General features: G+C 42.3%; 14 protein-coding genes, 1 tRNA gene and 1 pseudogene. 7 read left to right on the top strand and 9 right to left on the bottom strand.

The features are described 5' to 3' along the window. Positions 1 to 84: 84 nt before the first annotated feature. Positions 85 to 1566: a leucyl aminopeptidase gene (locus I8752_RS33560; RefSeq protein ID WP_214436495.1), complete on the bottom strand. Its 1482-nt coding sequence runs from the start codon at positions 1564 to 1566 to the stop codon at positions 85 to 87. A gap of 164 nt (positions 1567 to 1730) precedes the next feature. On the opposite strand from I8752_RS33560, the gene I8752_RS33565 reads away from it, so the two are divergent. Continuing rightward, positions 1731 to 2465 (top strand): Uma2 family endonuclease, encoded by a 735-nt coding sequence (locus I8752_RS33565; protein WP_214436506.1) that lies wholly within the window; start codon positions 1731 to 1733, stop codon positions 2463 to 2465. Between the two features lie 36 nt (positions 2466 to 2501). On the opposite strand, the gene I8752_RS33570 is transcribed toward I8752_RS33565, so the two are convergent. Then, the gene (locus I8752_RS33570; RefSeq protein WP_214436496.1) at positions 2502 to 3683 is read right to left on the bottom strand and encodes an EcsC family protein; all 1182 of its coding nucleotides are present in this window, start codon (positions 3681 to 3683) and stop codon (positions 2502 to 2504) included. 153 nt (positions 3684 to 3836) lie between these two features. Next, a complete protein-coding gene (locus I8752_RS33575; protein WP_214436497.1) occupies positions 3837 to 5276 on the bottom strand; it encodes an RtcB family protein in 1440 nt (479 codons plus the stop codon). Between the two features lie 610 nt (positions 5277 to 5886). Between I8752_RS33575 and I8752_RS33580 the strand changes: the two genes are divergently transcribed. The 3 genes from I8752_RS33580 (at position 5887) to I8752_RS33590 (ending at position 9121) form a co-directional block, all read left to right on the top strand. Beyond that, a complete protein-coding gene (locus I8752_RS33580; RefSeq protein WP_214436498.1) occupies positions 5887 to 6081 on the top strand; it encodes a heavy-metal-associated domain-containing protein in 195 nt (64 codons plus the stop codon). Positions 6082 to 6252: 171 nt separating this feature from the next. Beyond that, the gene (locus tag I8752_RS33585; protein ID WP_214436499.1) at positions 6253 to 8604 is read left to right on the top strand and encodes a heavy metal translocating P-type ATPase; all 2352 of its coding nucleotides are present in this window, start codon (positions 6253 to 6255) and stop codon (positions 8602 to 8604) included. A gap of 19 nt (positions 8605 to 8623) precedes the next feature. Beyond that, positions 8624 to 9121, top strand: a complete 498-nt coding sequence (locus I8752_RS33590; protein WP_214436500.1) for a cupredoxin domain-containing protein — start codon at positions 8624 to 8626, stop codon at positions 9119 to 9121. Positions 9122 to 9216: 95 nt separating this feature from the next. Here I8752_RS33590 and I8752_RS33595 read toward each other — a convergent pair whose 3' ends face one another. After that, positions 9217 to 9657, bottom strand: coding sequence for a heavy metal-responsive transcriptional regulator (locus I8752_RS33595; RefSeq protein ID WP_214436501.1), 441 nt, complete (start codon positions 9655 to 9657; stop codon positions 9217 to 9219). A gap of 280 nt (positions 9658 to 9937) precedes the next feature. Here I8752_RS33595 and I8752_RS33600 point away from each other — a divergent pair, with 280 nt between their 5' ends. Beyond that, positions 9938 to 11026 (top strand): aromatic ring-hydroxylating dioxygenase subunit alpha, encoded by a 1089-nt coding sequence (locus tag I8752_RS33600; RefSeq protein ID WP_214436502.1) that lies wholly within the window; start codon positions 9938 to 9940, stop codon positions 11024 to 11026. 484 nt (positions 11027 to 11510) lie between these two features. Here the strand turns inward: I8752_RS33600 and I8752_RS33605 are convergent, their stop codons facing one another. Next, positions 11511 to 12191 carry a hypothetical protein gene (locus tag I8752_RS33605; RefSeq protein WP_214436503.1) on the bottom strand — a complete coding sequence of 227 codons (681 nt, stop codon included), beginning with the start codon at positions 12189 to 12191 and terminating at the stop codon, positions 11511 to 11513. Between the two features lie 36 nt (positions 12192 to 12227). On the opposite strand from I8752_RS33605, the gene I8752_RS33610 reads away from it, so the two are divergent. Next, positions 12228 to 12476: a hypothetical protein gene (locus I8752_RS33610; protein WP_214436504.1), complete on the top strand. Its 249-nt coding sequence runs from the start codon at positions 12228 to 12230 to the stop codon at positions 12474 to 12476. A gap of 33 nt (positions 12477 to 12509) precedes the next feature. Here the strand turns inward: I8752_RS33610 and I8752_RS33615 are convergent. The 4 genes and pseudogenes from I8752_RS33615 to I8752_RS33630 all read right to left on the bottom strand — a co-directional run. After that, positions 12510 to 12580, bottom strand: a tRNA-Gly gene (locus I8752_RS33615). A gap of 60 nt (positions 12581 to 12640) precedes the next feature. Then, positions 12641 to 13660: a hypothetical protein gene (locus I8752_RS33620; RefSeq protein ID WP_214436505.1), complete on the bottom strand. Its 1020-nt coding sequence runs from the start codon at positions 13658 to 13660 to the stop codon at positions 12641 to 12643. A 25-nt stretch (positions 13661 to 13685) separates the two neighbouring features. Then, on the bottom strand, positions 13686 to 14576 hold the full coding sequence (locus I8752_RS33625) for an IS982 family transposase (RefSeq protein WP_214436507.1): 891 nt from the start codon (positions 14574 to 14576) through the stop codon (positions 13686 to 13688). 252 nt (positions 14577 to 14828) lie between these two features. Further along, positions 14829 to 16397 (bottom strand): annotated as a pseudogene (locus I8752_RS33630) (response regulator); the annotation flags it as partial. 115 nt (positions 16398 to 16512) lie between these two features. Here I8752_RS33630 and I8752_RS33635 point away from each other — a divergent pair. Next, positions 16513 to 17306 (top strand): IS5 family transposase gene (locus tag I8752_RS33635; RefSeq protein ID WP_214432920.1). Its coding sequence is split into 2 segments (ribosomal slippage): positions 16513 to 16864 and positions 16864 to 17306, totalling 795 coding nucleotides; the frame shifts between segments, so codons are not numbered across the junction. Positions 17307 to 17331: the final 25 nt, after the last annotated feature.

A 17331-nucleotide genomic window follows, 5' to 3' on the forward strand; every position in this document is an offset into this window, starting at 1 on the left:
CCAGTCCCCAGTCCCCAGTCCCCAGTCCCTAGTCCCTAGTCCCTAGTTCCCAGTCCCTAGTCCCTAGTTCCCAGTCCCCAGTCCTTAGTCCCCAGTCCCCAGTACCCAGCTAACTAATGTCCGAACGCCGTAGCCAGTTGCTCCGGAACTGTTATAGCCATTTTCTTTGTCTGTCCAGACTGGGCCAGCAATGTCTAAGTGCGCCCAAGGGGTATCTTTAACGAATTGCTTGAGGAAAAGGGCAGCAGTAATGGAACCACCTGGACGCGGCCCGGTGTTTTTCATGTCCGCAATCCCAGATTTCAAGCCTTCAAAATATTTTTCTTCCATTGGCATCCGCCAAATCTTCTCCCCTGAAGTTTCGGCAGCTTTTTCTAGCTGAGAAGCTACAGTATCATCAGGAGTGTACAAACCAGCAATATCTTCACCCAAGGCAATGACGTTAGCACCAGTTAGGGTAGCTAAATCCACGATCGCATCTAATCCCAATTTGTCGGCAAACACTAAGGCATCTGCCAAGGTTAAACGTCCTTCAGCATCAGTATTGTTGACTTCAATTGTTTTGCCGTTAGATGCTTTGAGGATGTCACCTGGGCGCATGGCGTGACCGCTAATCATGTTTTCGGTTGCCGCTGAGATAAAGTGAACTTCAACATCTGGCTTGAGCTGGCCAATTGCTTTGGCTGCACCTAAAGTAGCTGCTGCCCCACCCATATCAATTTTCATCGTTTCGATGCCGCTACCAGCACCTTTAATATTGAGTCCGCCAGAGTCGAAGGTGAGACCCTTACCGATAATTGCTAGTTTCTTTTTGGGCGTACCTTCTGGTTTATAAGTTAGATGAATGAATTTTGGTGGCAAGTCAGAAGCTTGGGCAACTCCCAAAAAAGCCCCCATACCTAACTTTTCACACTCTTCTCGTTCGAGAATTTCTACTTGTAAACCGTGGTCGGTAGCGATCGCTTGAGCGGTTTCTGCCAAAGTAATTGGTGTTACCGCATTGGCTGGCGCTGCTACTAACTGCCGTGCCAATATAACCCCTGAAACGATTTTATTAGCGCGGTTAATGGCTGCTTCTTGTCCGGCAAATCCTAGTAAATCTACGGTTTCGAGTTGTGGCCCTTTATCTTCTGGCTCGGACTTAAAGCGAATATCTTGATAAAGCGCTAATTGAGTTCCTTCAGCGATCGCTTGGGCGGTTGCCCCTGGATCGTTGTTCCATAATGGAAAACTAAAGCCCAAAGTTTTGCTTTTCTGCTTTTTGGCTACCCTCGCAGCAGCAGCAGCAGCGCGTCGCACCGAGTCGAGCTTGAGCGCTTCTGGTTTGCCCAAACCTACCAAAATTACTTTCCGAATTAGGTTCCCAGCAGCCACACGGGTAAAGATGGTGCTGTTGGCTTTGGCTGTAAATTCTTCTTCAGCAATCAGTTCTTTTAAAACTCCAGCTAACTTTTCATTTAAAGTTGCTAGTTCGCCAGTTAACTCTACTGCATCTTCAAATAATCCAATTGCCAAAGTATCGCCCGCCCACTCTAACAAAGGCTTATCACTTAGTTGAATTGCCATTTTTGGATTTTGTGTAAATATTCCTTCCTGTACCAGTATTGCTTAAAATTCTGGTTTCAGGCTGAGGGGTATGGCTGTGCCAGTGGCTTAATTAGCTTTGCACAGTTCTCAGTAATTGCCAGATAATTGAAATATCCTCAAACCTTCTGCATGGTGTAACCACGATCTCAAGACTATCCCCAGACCAACAAGCAGAAGTATTCTATCCCAGTTCTGATGGTGAACCGATAGCAGAAAGCTATGTACATCTGTATGTTTTGTTGGTGACACTAGAAGTCCTGCGCCAGTATTTAGAAGGACAACAAGCAACTGTACTGGCAAATCAATTTCTCTACTACGCTCAAGGGTTTCCAAAATTGCGAGTAGCCCCAGATGTAATGGTAATTTTCAACGTTGCGCCTGGTGGTCGAGATAACTATAAAGTGTGGGAGGAAGAGCAAGTTCCATCTGTCATTTTTGAGATGACTTCGCCAGGAACGAAAAATCACGACCAAGAATTTAAGAAGACATTGTACGAGCAGCTTGGTGTCAAAGAATACTGGTTATTTGACCCCAAAGAAGAATGGATAAAGGAACAGTTGCGGGGCTATCGATTGCGGCAAGATGTGTATGAATTAATTACAGATAATCGCAGCGAACCTCTAAAATTGCGGTTGCAAGTAGAAGGGGAACAAATTGGTTTTTATCGGGAAGATACAGGGGAAAAGCTATTGATGCCAGCAGAACTAGCACAAGCATTGCGTGAAGAACAACAACTCGCAGATGCAGAAGCCCAAGCCCGCCAGCAAGCAGAGCAACAAGTAGAGCAGTTAAAGCAGCGTTTGCGTAGATGCGAAGCAGCTTGTCGTCAGACATCGCTCGGTGTTGACTTAGATCGAAATGATAATTCGCTTGAGTAACACACTGAATTTTTTACTTTATCAATACCGCAAGCCCTATGCCTGATGACTATCGACTGTAGATTTAATTGCATTCAAGTCAATGTCAAATTTGCTAGCGATCGCTTCTACAATTTTTTGCTTTTCTGGTGTAGTTTGACTATCAAGCTGGGCAATTTTCTCACACTGTGCTAACAAAGGTATGGCAAAATCACGGTTTAACTGATTTAGCAGTGTATCTAAAGGTTGGGGTGATTTAATGTTTTTGGCTATGGTTACTAATGACTCGGAACTGAGGTTCGCAGCTTGCAACTCTGGTAAAATTTCTTCCCAAGTTTTATCTGGATGACTAGCCAAGATCGCGTGAACTAAAATTTGATCCATCACTGCTTGTTGAGCGATCGCAGTTTCCAGATAGTTTTCGCTTTGTTGTTGTAAAGTTGCTATTGTCTCTGGCGATGTTAGCGATACTGATTCATCCAGCTTGGCTTCATAAAATCGACAAGCAGCATACCCCAACGAATAGATCATTGTCGCATTTGAGCTAGCTGCGATCGCAGCACCAGCAAAAGGCACATTTCGCAGCAAACCTAATCCCGCAGTTTTCAAAAGACGACCGCCACCCAACGCCAGACCAAAAATTGCTAAAACTTCACCCTTACGCGCGGGGTCTTTTAAATCTAGTCCATAGACAGCAGCAATCTGATAAAGCATTTCTGATTGCAATTCCGTCGTCGCTGCTAGATCAATTGCTAACAAAGCCACCGCTATTCCTGGCAAAATACTAGTTGCTAATCCAATTCCACCTGCTTTCGTTGCTTTTTCCACCATGATGCGGTGGGCAATCTCACTAGGCGTTTCATAGGGATACTGTTGCTTAAGTTTATTTACCGCAGCTTGTGCTTTTTCTAAATCGACAACATCATTAGCACTAATTAGCCAATTCAGATTTAATACCCCAGATAGTTTTCGGATCAGCCAATTTTGGCTAAGACCATTGACTATATTACCGGTGGTTTGTGTTGTTTGTTCGATTAATTGATGCGTTTGCTTCGTCGCTGCCGTTCCCACTTCAAAAGCTGTATCTACAACTGCTTTACCAGCGTGAGCAACAGTTTCAGCAAAAAACTCAAATACCGATGGCTGCTCTGTTACAGGTTGAACCTTAATTTCTATTTCTGAATTTTCTGTATTATTAGACTGCTCGATCTCTATTTCTTGTTTGGGTTCATTTGTCATTGTTAAGCACCATCTTGAAAGTCTTTCTATTTCGGTTGTAGCGAAAGCGCGAATAACATGACATCTAGCTACAAGCACAACTTATGGAATTAACTTTCTAATACCAATTGGTAATTCGTAATTTAAGAGACGCGCTATGACGCGTCTCTATTCTCACGCCTTAAACGTCAAAATGGGACTCAATCGCGCTACAACATCAACCATTTGTGCTTCTACTTGCACATCAATTACAGACTGAATTGGCTTATAAGCTGCTGGTGCTTCTTCAATTCTGCGTTCTTCACGCAAGGTTATGCAGTCTACTCCTGTTAATCCAAGTTCTGCCTCACTTTGAGATGCACCTCTGCGGCTGAGGTCAAAACGCGATCGCACTCTTCCCGCGCCATGTGAGGCAGAATTACAAAACTCTGGATTGCCTTTCCCTACCATTAGGTAAGAATTAGCGCCCATTGAACCAGGAATAATTACAGGTTGATCTATATGGGCAGGACAAGCACCTTTGCGCGTTACCCATCCTTGACCTTCTGGTAAGGTGATGTTGTGCGGCAAGTCGTAAACTAGAGGTGCTTCGATATCACCGTATACTTCCCGCAAACGCAGACGTAGCAGTTCCGCTAATAAAAGGCGGTTGACAAAGCCATAGTTAGCAGCTGTAGCCTCAGCTTGGAGGTAACTGGCCACTAGTTCGGGGTGGGAATGAACGGAAAGGGGAAAAATCTGAGATTCTGGGTACTTGAGATTTTTTGGCCAAGTTACCTTGGCTTTATCTCGCCACATTCCGCCAATATACTTACCCACGTTGCGAGAACCTGAATGAATCATGAAAGCTAGCTGTCCCTCGCGCACTCCCCAAGCATAGGCTAAGGCGCGATTTTCAACTTTATCAACTCGCTGCACTTCTACAAAATGATTGCCAGAACCGATGGTTCCCAGTCCGCCATCGCGCACCAGTCCATCATCAGGAATCAATTCAGCTGGTGCAAGTTTCCAGTCACCATCCATTGAACCACCTAAGAAGATGCGTTCGCTCTCTTGGGCAAGTTGCTCTAAATCGGACTTGACTACACTGCCTGTAGGCTTATCCAACATGGCATCTATCCAATCAGGAACTCCGTACTGAAACAAAGCTCGCATTGTACGAGCAGTCATAGTTACATCACGCGTACCAAAGAAATAATCCCCCTTCATCCGTTCTACAAAAGAGTCGCGTTTTTCGAGGAATTCATCGATTGTTAAATCGGCAACGTGTAGGCGCATCCCACAATTGATGTCAGAACCGACAGCCGCAGGAATAACTTGACCTTCAGTTTCTACAACTGAACCAATGGCAATACCAGCATCACCAGGGTGAAAATCAGGCGTGGCACAGGCACGGCAGACGCATCCACCTACTGGGTGACGAACGTTTGCCAGATTTGCTAACTGCTTCAATGCCTTGGCTTCCACAGGAAAGCCTTCTGGCAATAGGACTTCTGCGATTGGGGCATCAACAGAATTAACTAAACGAACAGAATAAGTACAATTGCTGTAAGTCACATCTAGACCCTGACGCGCTAAAGCACGCAAGAGACGTTGAAGATTTTTTGGCTGCATGAAAACTCCGTAGGAGTCTTAAAAAAGACTCTTTGTTTTGAAGAGATTAGGAAGACATGGGTTCAGCAGCCGCGTCTTGTGTGACTTTTGAGGTCGTTGTCCCAGATTTGTGAGGATAACGACAGTTAATTTTGATAAATATAGTTATATAGCCTTCATAGCACACGCTTTCATACAATGACAAGTCTTACAGGATAAGTCAAAAGTAAGTAAAAAAGGCTTTATGCTTGGTTTTGACATTGAGGTTGTGTACTTCACCAACTTAAAATTCTCTGCATATTTCTACTGTGTTGTGCAGTTTGCCTGAGGATTATAGGCAAAGTTTAAATAAAGCTTAAGACTTGTAAAAATCTCTAGACTCTCTAGTTGGCTGGAGAGTTTAGGATAAAACTAAGGTGACTTCCAGCCAGGAATTAGTAGACATAAAACTCTAATTGCTGACTTTTAACGGGATAAGCTTCGCTGTGCCAAGTGGGGAAAAAAGGATAGTTGCCCAATAATGCTAACCACCCACAGATTTGCAACTTAGCGGCAGCTATTATTAAGTCGCCAATTGCTAAATTTCAGCAGATTTAGTCTCGATCAGTTTTTCATTCAAAACCGTAAATCTATGACACTTCAACTCACAGTTCCCAACATGGTATGTTCTGCATGTGCAAACAATATTACCAATGCAGTGAAGACAGTTGATGCCAGTGCAGATGTTCAGGCAGACCCCACAACCAAGCTTGTCAATGTAGACACTCAAGCTTCAGAAGCAGCAATTAAAAATGCATTAGCGGCTGCTGGCTATCCAGCTGCTTAAAAAAGGGAACTGGGGATTGGTGACTAGGGGCTGGGAAAAGGGTAAAGAGGAAGGGGAAAAGTAATCAAACAAAGTTTTATCCCCCTTTCCCTTTAACCTTTCTCCTTTTCCCACTCTCTAATACCTAATCCTCAGTACCCAATCCCCAATCCCTAATCCCCAATTCCTAGCATGGAAACTCTTACACTCAAACTTAGAGGCATGAGTTGCGCCTCCTGTGCTAACAACGTTGAGCAAGCCATTCGCTCGGTTTCAGGAGTAATTGACTGCAATGTTAACTTTGGAGCAGAGCAGACCACAATCAATTATGACCAACGGCGAACGAATTTAGAGAAAATTCAGGCTGCTATTGATGCTGCGGGATATTCATCTTCGTTACTCCAAGAAGAAATGCTTTCTGGAGAAGATGATCTTGAAAAAGCAAATCGGCTAGCAGAACAACGCGAACTTACTCTTAAGGTAGTGGTAGGAGGGGTCATCAGCATTATCTTGTTGCTAGGTTCTTTGCCTATGATGACTGGGTTAAATTTACCTCTGATTCCAGGTTTTCTGCATAATCCCTGGGTGCAGTTACTACTAACAACACCAGTTCAATTCTGGTGTGGTGGGTCTTTTTACCGCAATGGCTGGAAAGCCCTAAAACGCCGTACAGCAACTATGGATACGTTAATTGCCTTGGGTACGGGTGCAGCATATTTATATTCTTTAACTGTCACTATCTTCCCAGAATTTTTTGTTGCTCAGGGCTTGATTCCTCATGTGTATTATGAAGTTGCTGCAACTGTAATTACTTTAATTTTGCTGGGGCGATTATTTGAAAATCGTGCTAGGGGACAAACTTCTGAAGCTATCCGTAAACTTATTGGGTTACAAGCCAAAGATGCTAGAGTCATCCGCAATGGTGTAGAAGTTGATATTCCCATCGCTGAAGTTAAAGTCAATGATGTGATTTTAGTACGTCCTGGAGAAAAGATTCCTGTAGATGGGGAAGTCATTGAAGGTACTTCTACGGTAGATGAAGCAATGGTGACTGGTGAAAGTTTACCAATTCACAAGCAATCAGGGGACGAAGTTATAGGAGCAACGATTAACGGTACGGGTGCGTTGAAGTTTCGGGTCACACGAGTCGGGAAAGATACGTTTCTGTCTCAAATTGTTAAATTAGTACAACAAGCACAAGGTTCTAAAGCACCAATTCAGCGGTTGGCAGATCGAGTAACGGGATGGTTTGTGCCAGCTGTGATTGCCGTTGCGATCGCCACTTTTGTGATTTGGTTTAACTTCATGGGTAATCTGACCCTGGCACTAATTACAACAGTGGGTGTATTAATTATCGCCTGTCCCTGTGCTTTGGGTTTAGCTACGCCTACTTCTGTGATGGTAGGTACTGGCAAAGGTGCAGAACATGGCATCTTGATTAAAGGCGCTCAAAGTTTAGAACAAGCACACAAAATCCAGACAATAGTGCTAGATAAAACAGGCACTCTCACTCAAGGCAAACCTACTGTAACAGACTTTGTAACCGTTAATGGCACTGCCCATCGCAACGAACTCAAGCTTTTACAACTGGCTGCAACCGTAGAAAGAAATTCCGAACATCCCTTAGCAGAAGCAGTTGTGAAATATGCCCAATCCCAAGAGGTAAGTTTAACAGAGGCTAAGAACTTTACAGCAGTTGTCGGTAGTGGCGTTCAAGCCCTTGTTTCAGACCGCCTCGTACAAATCGGCACACAACGTTGGATGGCAGAATTGGGAATCAACACCGACTCACTCCAGCAGTATAAAGATACTTGGGAAGCGGCTGGAAAAACGGTCATCTTAATTGCTGTAGATAAAGAAATACAAGGAGTAATGGGTATTGCAGATGCCCTCAAACCCTCATCAGCAGCAGCAGTCAATGCATTACAAAAGTTAGGTTTAGAAGTAGTAATGCTAACTGGAGATAATCGCCAAACTGCCGAAGCGATCGCCAAACAAGTTGGTATCCAGCGAGTTTTTCCCGAAGTACGTCCAGATCGAAAAGCGGCAATTATCCAATCCTTGCAGAGGGGCAGAGGGGCAGAGGAGCAGAGGAGAACACCTTACTCAGAACTCAGCACTCAAAACTCAGCACTCAAAACTCAGCACTCAGCACTCAGCACTCAGCACTCAATTGTAGCAATGGTCGGTGATGGTATTAATGATGCCCCAGCGCTGGCACAGGCAGATGTGGGAATCGCCATTGGTACAGGAACAGATGTGGCGATCGCTGCTAGCGATATTACCCTCGTTTCTGGAGACTTGCAAGGAATTGTCACAGCGATTCAACTCAGTCGCGCTACCATCCGCAATATCCAGCAAAATCTCTTTTTTGCCTTTATTTACAACGTCATAGGCATTCCTATTGCTGCTGGCATTCTTTTTCCGATTTTTGGTTGGTTACTCAATCCAATTATTGCCGGAGCAGCGATGGCTTTATCTTCTGTCTCTGTTGTGACTAATGCCCTGAGATTGCGTAACTTTCAACCAAAAGCTACCTCATAATTGCAGAGGATTTGAGCAAATGTTCGGCAAAAAAACATTTTTGGGAAGTCTGGCCGCTTTCGGACTGCTTCTAGGAACTGTATCAGGTACAGCATTAGCAGAAATGCCAGCTTCCTCATCAGCACAAACTAGCGAATTTCGTCGTATTGAACAACCTCTAGCGTTGAAAGTTGGGGTTGCGATCGCAGGTTTAGGACTAATTGGATTAGAGTTATGGTGGTTTCTCTTGAGTAAATCGCAAGCACATGAAGGTATTCAAGAATTGACCATCACCGTAGACAGTGGTTATCAACCTGCTCGTGTCGTTGTTAAGGCTGGTCAACCTGTGCGGTTAAATTTTTTGCGTCGCGATCCCAACAATTGTTTAGAAAAAGTTTTGCTACCTGACTTTCAAATTGCTTCTGACTTGGCTCTCAATCGTGTTACTTCTGTTGAATTTACACCCTTACAACCAGGAGAATACCAATTTACTTGCGGTATGAATATGTTTCGAGGTGTAGTGGAAGTCCAAGAATGAAACGGAAAAGTTCCGCTTTGGGCAAAAGCAAAACTTCTTCCCCTTTTGCGCTTTCGGTAAAAGTTTGCCTGCTACCTTGTGCTATAAATCGATCCTTAAGTTCTTTTAGCTGACACTTTGCCTTTTTTTTGAATAATTGGGCAAATTGTATCTTCTTGCTTGTTACCTATGTTTTTCCAGCCTAATAGTAATTCCTCGATTTCAGACCGTAAAGTTAACAGTTGATTAATTTTGCGATCGATTTCCAGCAGCTTTTCTTCTAACTTTTCTTTGATGTCACCGCAAGGAGGTTGCCCTTTGTCATAGACTTTAAGAATTTCTCTAATTTCTTCCAGACTCAGACCAAGCTGTTGCGCCCTTTTAATGAAAGATAACCGAGTCAGTACCTCAGATGAAAACTGTCGAAAGCCTCCCTCTGTGCGTCCTGATGACTGGAGTAAACCTAAACTTTCATAATAGCGAATTGTCCTGATAGGGATTCCGCTTAAATCTGTTACTTGACCAATTAAAAACAGCTTTTTATCTTGACTTAACACGGCAAACTTACCAACTATTGTAACTATTATTACATATTTTATAAATTGCTAACTCATCATAGAGATTAGCAATTTTTTATATTTATATAAAGCAATTCATGAAACTTATTTTGGAATGAAAAACTAATAAATATTTTTTCAGTATTGATTCACACGGTAATTTTATTAAATCCATTTAAAAATTATATAACTATCTACCACAGTACTAAAATTAACTGCTTTTACTATATTTCCATGCTAATTCTAAATCAGCCGCTTCACTTTAAGTGAAATCATAAAAATGAATGTTAATTCGCAGTTTGCCAACTCAACGCATAAACCTAAAAACTTTAATAACTCAGAGCGTTTTATTGAAGGGTGGTATTGGGTAATACCCTCTCGAAACTTAAGTATAGGTGAAGTAAAACCTGTAAATATTTTAGGTAGAGAACTAGCGATTTATCGTGGTAAAGATAGAAAAGTTGTAACTGTTGATGCCTATTGTCCTCACATGGGCGCTCACCTTGCTGAAGGACAAGTTGATGGTAATGAACTACGCTGTTTATTCCACCACTGGAAGTTTGATACTCAAGGAATTTGTGTTGATATTCCATGTTTAGATGAACCACTTCCTATAAAATTAAAAACTTGGCCTACTGCTGAAAAGTACGGGATGATTTGGGTTTGGACTGGAGAATATCCACAACAACCTTTACCATTTATTCCAGAATTAGAACATAAGGATTGTGATGTTATCTTTGGCCCCCGCCTAGTAATGAATTGCCATCCTAATGTAGTGGGGATTAATGCTATAGATGCTCAACATTTTAATACAGTTCACCAACTCTTATCAGAAATTACCTTTGAAAAAGAGGAACTGAATCAGAATGCTATTATCTTCCGCAACATTACATACAGTGGTAAAGATTCTTTTTTGATTAAACTTATTCGTCCCTTCTACAAAAATCCTATCACTTACAATATTTGCTACTGGTATGGCAGTATTGGCATAGTTACACTTAATTTTGATTCTCTTTATATTCACGTAATGTTCGCTATGCGTCTTCTAGAAGGAGGAAAAACAGAGGCTCAAACTGTTGCGATAATTAGGAAACGTAAAGGATTTTTTGGTTGGCTACACAATAGAGTTCTACTGTGGCTGACTAAAATTGTGGGTAAAGACTTTATTAAGGCTGATATTAAGATTTTTCAAACAATTCAGTTTGATTTAAAAACTCCAATCAAGGCAGATATCTCGATAATGCAGTTTATTAATCACCTTGAAAAACAGAAGCCATTGATGTGGAAGACTTGGAAATTTGCGCGATCGCCAGATGCAGAAAAGAAGGAAAAGCGCGAAAAATGGCGAGATGAACTGTCTAACGATTAACCAAAGTTAGATACAAAACTAAGTAGATGGACATAATTAAATGTAAAATGCTAACTTATGAAACCTTGTCATAAACTGACTTTACCCTTCTGCTTTCTGCCTTCTACTTAAAAAGTACATTGCTTTTTGGTTTTTTGATTATTTTTTTTGCTATGCGACCCTATTTACAAAAAGAAGTGGCAAAGCCACTTCGTAATTCCCAGGTAGAACCTAAAAATGAGTATAACGACTATGCAAATTGAAAATAGTATAAATTAACACTGATTAATTTGATATCTTTGTTTTCTTTGCTTTTTCAATTGTCAATTCCTAATTGTCATCATGCAAATAACTGTATATTTACTAAATAAAATTTGGTTGTACTTGTCCTTGTTTTATTCTTTTTGCATATCGAGTTTTTGGTGCGATCGCCAAAGTTATTCAGCTATTTCATCACTCGCTGTTTTCTTCTCTACCAAATAAGCCTTCCAAAATGTTTAGCAGCTTATGACTCACCTGGATTCAGCACAACGATTATTTCCGCAAGCCTAACTCCCAAAGGTTTCCAGTGGGGATTGCTGGAGGAAAAAGTACCATCGCCTGATACTGCTTGGTAATCATTAGGATATTTCTCGGCAGCATTGGGAGCAGCATCTACACGTAAAATGAGTTTGCCTTGATACTTCGATAATCGGCTACTATCCAACAAAATAGTACCGCTGTAGTCCCAAGCCAATCCAAAGAGTTTAAAGTTACCTAATTTCCGGCGTAATTCGCTTAAAGGAGTACCAATACCAATACCTTCACGAGTTTTCCAAGCATAACCTAAGTTACGCACATCTAAAGGTTTGGTACGAGTTCGATCGCTCCAGACAATCAAGAGCGATCGCCCCTGCTTGAGGTTTACTTGGGTAGCAGCGAAACTTCCTATTCCTTCAGCACCCGAAATCGTTTTATCAACAAGGCGGGAAGCACCAAACAGCTTGACTAAATCTTGCTTGGTGGTTGTACGTGTCACCGGGCCAACTCGTTCGCCAGGGACAATTAAAGTGTCTGTCAACGGTTGCGATTTGGCGATAATAAAGGAGCGATCGATTTGCTGAGGTAATGCAATTGCTGGAGTGGCTGAGTAGTTTAGCAATAAAGCTAAGGTAGCTATAGTAATGCCCTTGATTGATAATTTCATGAAATGTATTGCCAGTGGCTAAATCAAGCTTGACAGATGGAATTAGCAGAATTTAATGTATTGTCAATCAAACTAACCGAGAACGGTCTGACTGCTCATACCTTCAAAAGGTATAACCTGAGTACAGATGCGATCGCAGTTAAGCTTGGCAAAGGCAGTGAATATTTAGAAGAACAGACATTAGCCTTATTCGCTTTAGGAGAGGTGATGATTGACATACTAATTTTTTCAAGCAGCAAATTGAGAGCCAATAATAGCCTCTCTTGCTCAAACTTTATCAATTAAGGCTGTATGCAACCCAAAAAGCTATATACTTCAAGCGGGCGGCGGGAATCGAACCCGCATTAATAGCTTGGAAGGCTATAGTTTTACCACTAAACTACGCCCGCAAATTTCCAACCATGATAAGATAACACAATTAAAACTAAAATACAAGCATCCATTCAGAGCTAGCGACGCTCTATTTTGAGACGTACAAACCGATTACTCAAATCTGGTGGTGGTTTTGTGCCATCAGTGTAATGTGCGGGCTGAAATTTTTCACCTTGGAAAACATCATTAGCAAATTGCTCATATTTGCTTTTTTCTGCTGCTGGTATTGCTGGATCTATAACTTTAGCCTCCATAAATTTACCAGTTTTATCAATTATTAAAGATACTAAAAACTCTACAGCGGGAAGGTCGAGGTTGCTATTGATGTAAATTGAGGCAACTTCTTTTTCGTTACTTCCTATGTGTTCGGCTAGTTTCAATTCTTTAGGTAAAGGTTCTCGCATCTGCGCTCTCTGTTCCTCTTCACTCACAGGAATCCAGAACGCAAACAATCCTCCCTGCGACTGAGTTTTCGGAGGTGATAGCTTTTCTCCAACTGGTTCTTCTTGACGTTGCTCTGCTTGCTGCTGGCGTTGTTGTTCGGCTTGCTGGCGCTGTTGCTCGGCTTGCTGTTGGCGCTGTTGCTCGGCTTGCTGTTGGCGTTGTTGCTCGGCTTGCTGTTGGCGCTGTTGCTCGGCTTGCTGGCGTTGTTGTTCGAGTTGCTGTTGGCGCTGTTGCTCGGCTTGCTGTTGGCGTTGTCGAGCGATCGCTCTTTTTTGACTTGCCAAAGCGATCGTACTTGGATCTGAAATATTAGAAACAGCAGGTTTTATCGTTGATTTATTTATTGGAGTTACCTGTTTAGGTAATTGCGTTGCTTGCAAATTTTGAGTTTTGGATACTGGTTTTGGCGCAACTGGTTTTGTTATTGGTCTTGATTTTGCTTGAGGAGAAATCTCTACAACCTCAATGGGAACAATTGCTTGGCTTTGCTGCGGAAACCACAACTTAAAAAAATATGAGCGCATTAACCAAAAAGCTAGCAAGTGCAAAGCAACTGAACTTATACCTAGAGCAATCCACAAATTCGGTGGATCGGTGTGTCGCCTCCAGACTTTCTCTGGAATTGGAGTTTTGTCCGCAACCGATGTTGTCATATTAAATTAACGTGAGTTCGATGAACTAAAAAATGGCAGGAGGTAGAGCAGGCAATTCTTTTGGGTAAATGTCAATAGAAGGTTTTTGAGGCAAATATGTATAAGCAGCCAATCCTGCCATCAAATTCACCAAAAAGTTAAAAGGGCTACGATGCCGTGAGTGTTCGATTTGACAGATATTTTTGAGATAGTCATTCACCGACTCAATAACTGCTCGCTTGCGTAACAAAATTTTATCCAGCAATTTGACTAAGCGATTTTTCATGTTCTTTTTAGATTTTGTGATTAACTCTAAACCTCGCTCGTATAACTCTTCAAATAATTTTTGTGAAACATATCCTCGGTCACCAAAAAGTTTACCAATCAAATCCTCAGTCATCTCTGGCACTGGCTTGCGGTCATCTACGTTGGCAGGAGTTAATTTAAATGCCAGCAATTCACCCCGGTCATTAATTATCAAATGAAGTTTGAATCCAATGTGCCAACCGACAGAGTTTTTGCCCCAATTTACTAATCCTTTAAATACTTTATGTGCATGGGCACGGCAATTATGGCACACATTAATGGGAGTTGAATCAATAAAACTAATTCCCGTAATTTCTCCTGTTCTTGTATGCAAAAAACAGCACAATAGCATTAAGCACCACGGCATTAATTCCACAAATCTGTTGTAGCTGACTAGATTGGGAAAGGCCCGAGACCAACTAGGAAGTACGTGCAATGTGTAAAATTCCTTAAAGGTGCGATAACCGCTGCCATGAAAAGCGATAACTATTGTCATCACTTCTGATACGCACATCCGCGACTGACTGCGACGTTCTCCTCTTGTCGATGGTAACTGTGGTATTTGCTGCCATAAGTGTTCCCACTGCTTACAGAAGTCATCTACATCACAAAATATTTGTGTGATATCCAGCCGAGATACAATGGTAGACATAGCCGAGACTCTCATTTTTCTTAGATATTCTTAGTCTCGGCCTTTTTTGTCACTTTTTGACCGATTCTCCATCAGTCGTAGCGATCGCTGTTGTGAGTGCCCAGTTTGACAAATCTATACATAGCAAGCTTTTTGCCTTTTTCTAACCGTCGAACTCACGTTAAATTAGAAACTAGATATGATTCGGTGCTTTTACTACTAATGGCTAATCGCTACGAATCGGTTTGAATCTTAGCGATTAGCCATTAGCTCTGGTGCAACAGCAAAGGTCAGAACTGTTTCATCTATTCCTTTAAGTTTTAGTGGACTACCTTTGGTAATTTCTTCATCCTGCAAATAATCTGCTACAGCAGCAGAAACCAGGATGGTTCCAGGAACAGCAGCTGATTGCAATCTAGCAGCAATATTCACACTTGGGCCAATAGCTGTATAGTCAGCGCGTTCAGCACTACCAAACATACCTACAACTGCTGTACCTTGGTGAATACCACAGCGAAACTGTACGCCACTATGTCCGTTAGAATCGAATATACCTTGGTCTTGCCAACGCTTGTTTAACCGATCTAACGAGCGGTGCATTGCTCTTGCAGTGTTGACGGCGCGACGCACTTGTTCGTTTGGGGTAAGTTCTTCTGGCGCTCCGTATAAAGCCAAAATAGCATCTCCCATAAATTTATCTACTGTCCCGCCATTATCAAACACAACTGTGGTCATAGCTTCTAAATATTCATTCAGCAACTCTGCCACTCTTCGGGATCTTAAAGTATTTGCTAGCTGGGTAAAACCCACGATATCGCTAAATAAAACTGTGATTAAGCGTGGTTCCGGTCGTAAATCTAGTGTCAATGCTCCTGCTGCTGCTTTTTGCACCAATACAGTTGGCAAGAAGCGCCTTAGCACCGATTCTGTGAGGTAAGTATTTAGCTCCACTACCCGTCGTTCATTTTCCTTCAAGGCTAAGAGATTCCTTACTTCTGCCAGAAGTTCCCGATCGTTAAACGGTTTTGCTAAATAAGCATCTGCACCATGTTCCGTGCTTTCGATACGGGTTTCCTCGTCAACTTTCGCTGTCAGCAGAATGATTGGTATGCCTTTCAACTTCTCTTCAGTTCGGATCGTCCGAATCATTTCCAATCCTGTCACCAAAGGCATCATCAAGTCAGTGACAATCAAGCTAGGTGTAATTTCTTGAGCTATTGTGAAGCCTTCATGACCGTTACGAGCTGTTCGGACTTGATAGCCGTTGCGACGGAGTATATCAGATACATAGGTACGTAAATCGGCGTTATCATCTACGACTAAAATAGAATGCTGAGTCACCGAATTTGCAGGGGAAGAATCTCCTTCCACGCCAGTTCGCACAACGGAGGAAACCTCCGCAAGCGACTGGCTCACCTTCTGGCTAATTCCTAAGTTTTGAGTCTCAGAACTAGGTGATAGGTTACTTATATTATTTTCAATATTGTCTCTAGTTGATTCTATCAGTTCTAAATCAGCCAGTTCCACACTAGCGCGGCTTGTGTTCATTTCAACAGGAGTTTCTAGCACTTGTTGTGTGGGTAAGTGAGCATTTCCAGTTACAAGCCGTAAGGAAAAGGTAGTACCTTGACCATAAACTGATTCCACGGTAACTTGACCGCCGTGTAATTCTACCAATTCTTTGACTAAAGCTAAACCAAGACCACTACCTTCATAAGAGCGGTTTTCTGAGCCTTCAGCTTGTCGGAAACGCTCAAACAAATGGGGAATCTGTTCTTGAACAATGCCAATTCCCGTATCTTGTACTTGTAATATGCAATGGTTGCCTTGCGATCGCAGTCTAAGAGGCTATTTATAAAGTAAATCTAAAAGTGAGGAAAAAGAGGTTACGGCAAGTATAAGATACCTTGTAGACAGTGTATTTACATAGTTACTCATGGCGCGAAAGTTTTACCCCACAGACTTAACTAATATGGAGTGGGAAATCCTGTCTCCCTTAATTCCACCAGCTAAAGAGGGAGGCCATCCACGTACAACAGATATGCGTGAAATATGCAATGCTATCTATTATCATTTGAAAACGGGATGTCAATGGAATATGCTTCCAGGCGATTTCCCACCAAGTTCAACGGTATACAACTATTACCGCAAATGGCAGCGCAAGGGAGTTTGGGAAAAATTAAATCATACACTGCGGGGTCAAGTTCGCTCAAAATTAGGTAAGTCAACACAACCAACAGCGATCGCGGCAGACAGTCAGTCAGTTAAGACCGACCAAAAAAAGGGGATGTGTACGGTTTTGACGGATGTAAAAAGGTAAAAGGAAGAAAGCGGCAGACACTAGTTGATAGTCTAGGACTATTGTTGAAAGTCGTTGTCAGTGAAGCAAATGCCCCAGAGCGAGTACTTGCTGCCTACGCATTAATGGAACTATTAGAGGAGCGCCCAGAATTACTGGAAAAAGTTCAAGTCATGTGGGTTGATTCCGGTTACGACGGTGATAAATTTGCTCTTTCGGTTTGGCTGATGATTCAAGCTCACGTTGAAGTCATACGGCGTACCGAGCAAGAATTTCAAGTTCTCCCCAAACGCTGGGTAGTAGAAAGAACATTTGGGTGGTTGAACCAGTACCATCGTCTTAGTAAAGATTATGAGCGTCTCCCAGAAATGAGCGAAGCAGCCATATATGCTGTTATGACTAGAATTATGCTACGTCGTCTTGTCGTCTAAAGATTTACTTTATAAATAATCTCTA

Origin of the sequence: Dendronalium phyllosphericum CENA369, assembly GCF_016056275.1 — a bacterium.
In the GTDB taxonomy this organism is placed as follows: domain Bacteria; phylum Cyanobacteriota; class Cyanobacteriia; order Cyanobacteriales; family Nostocaceae; genus Dendronalium; species Dendronalium phyllosphericum.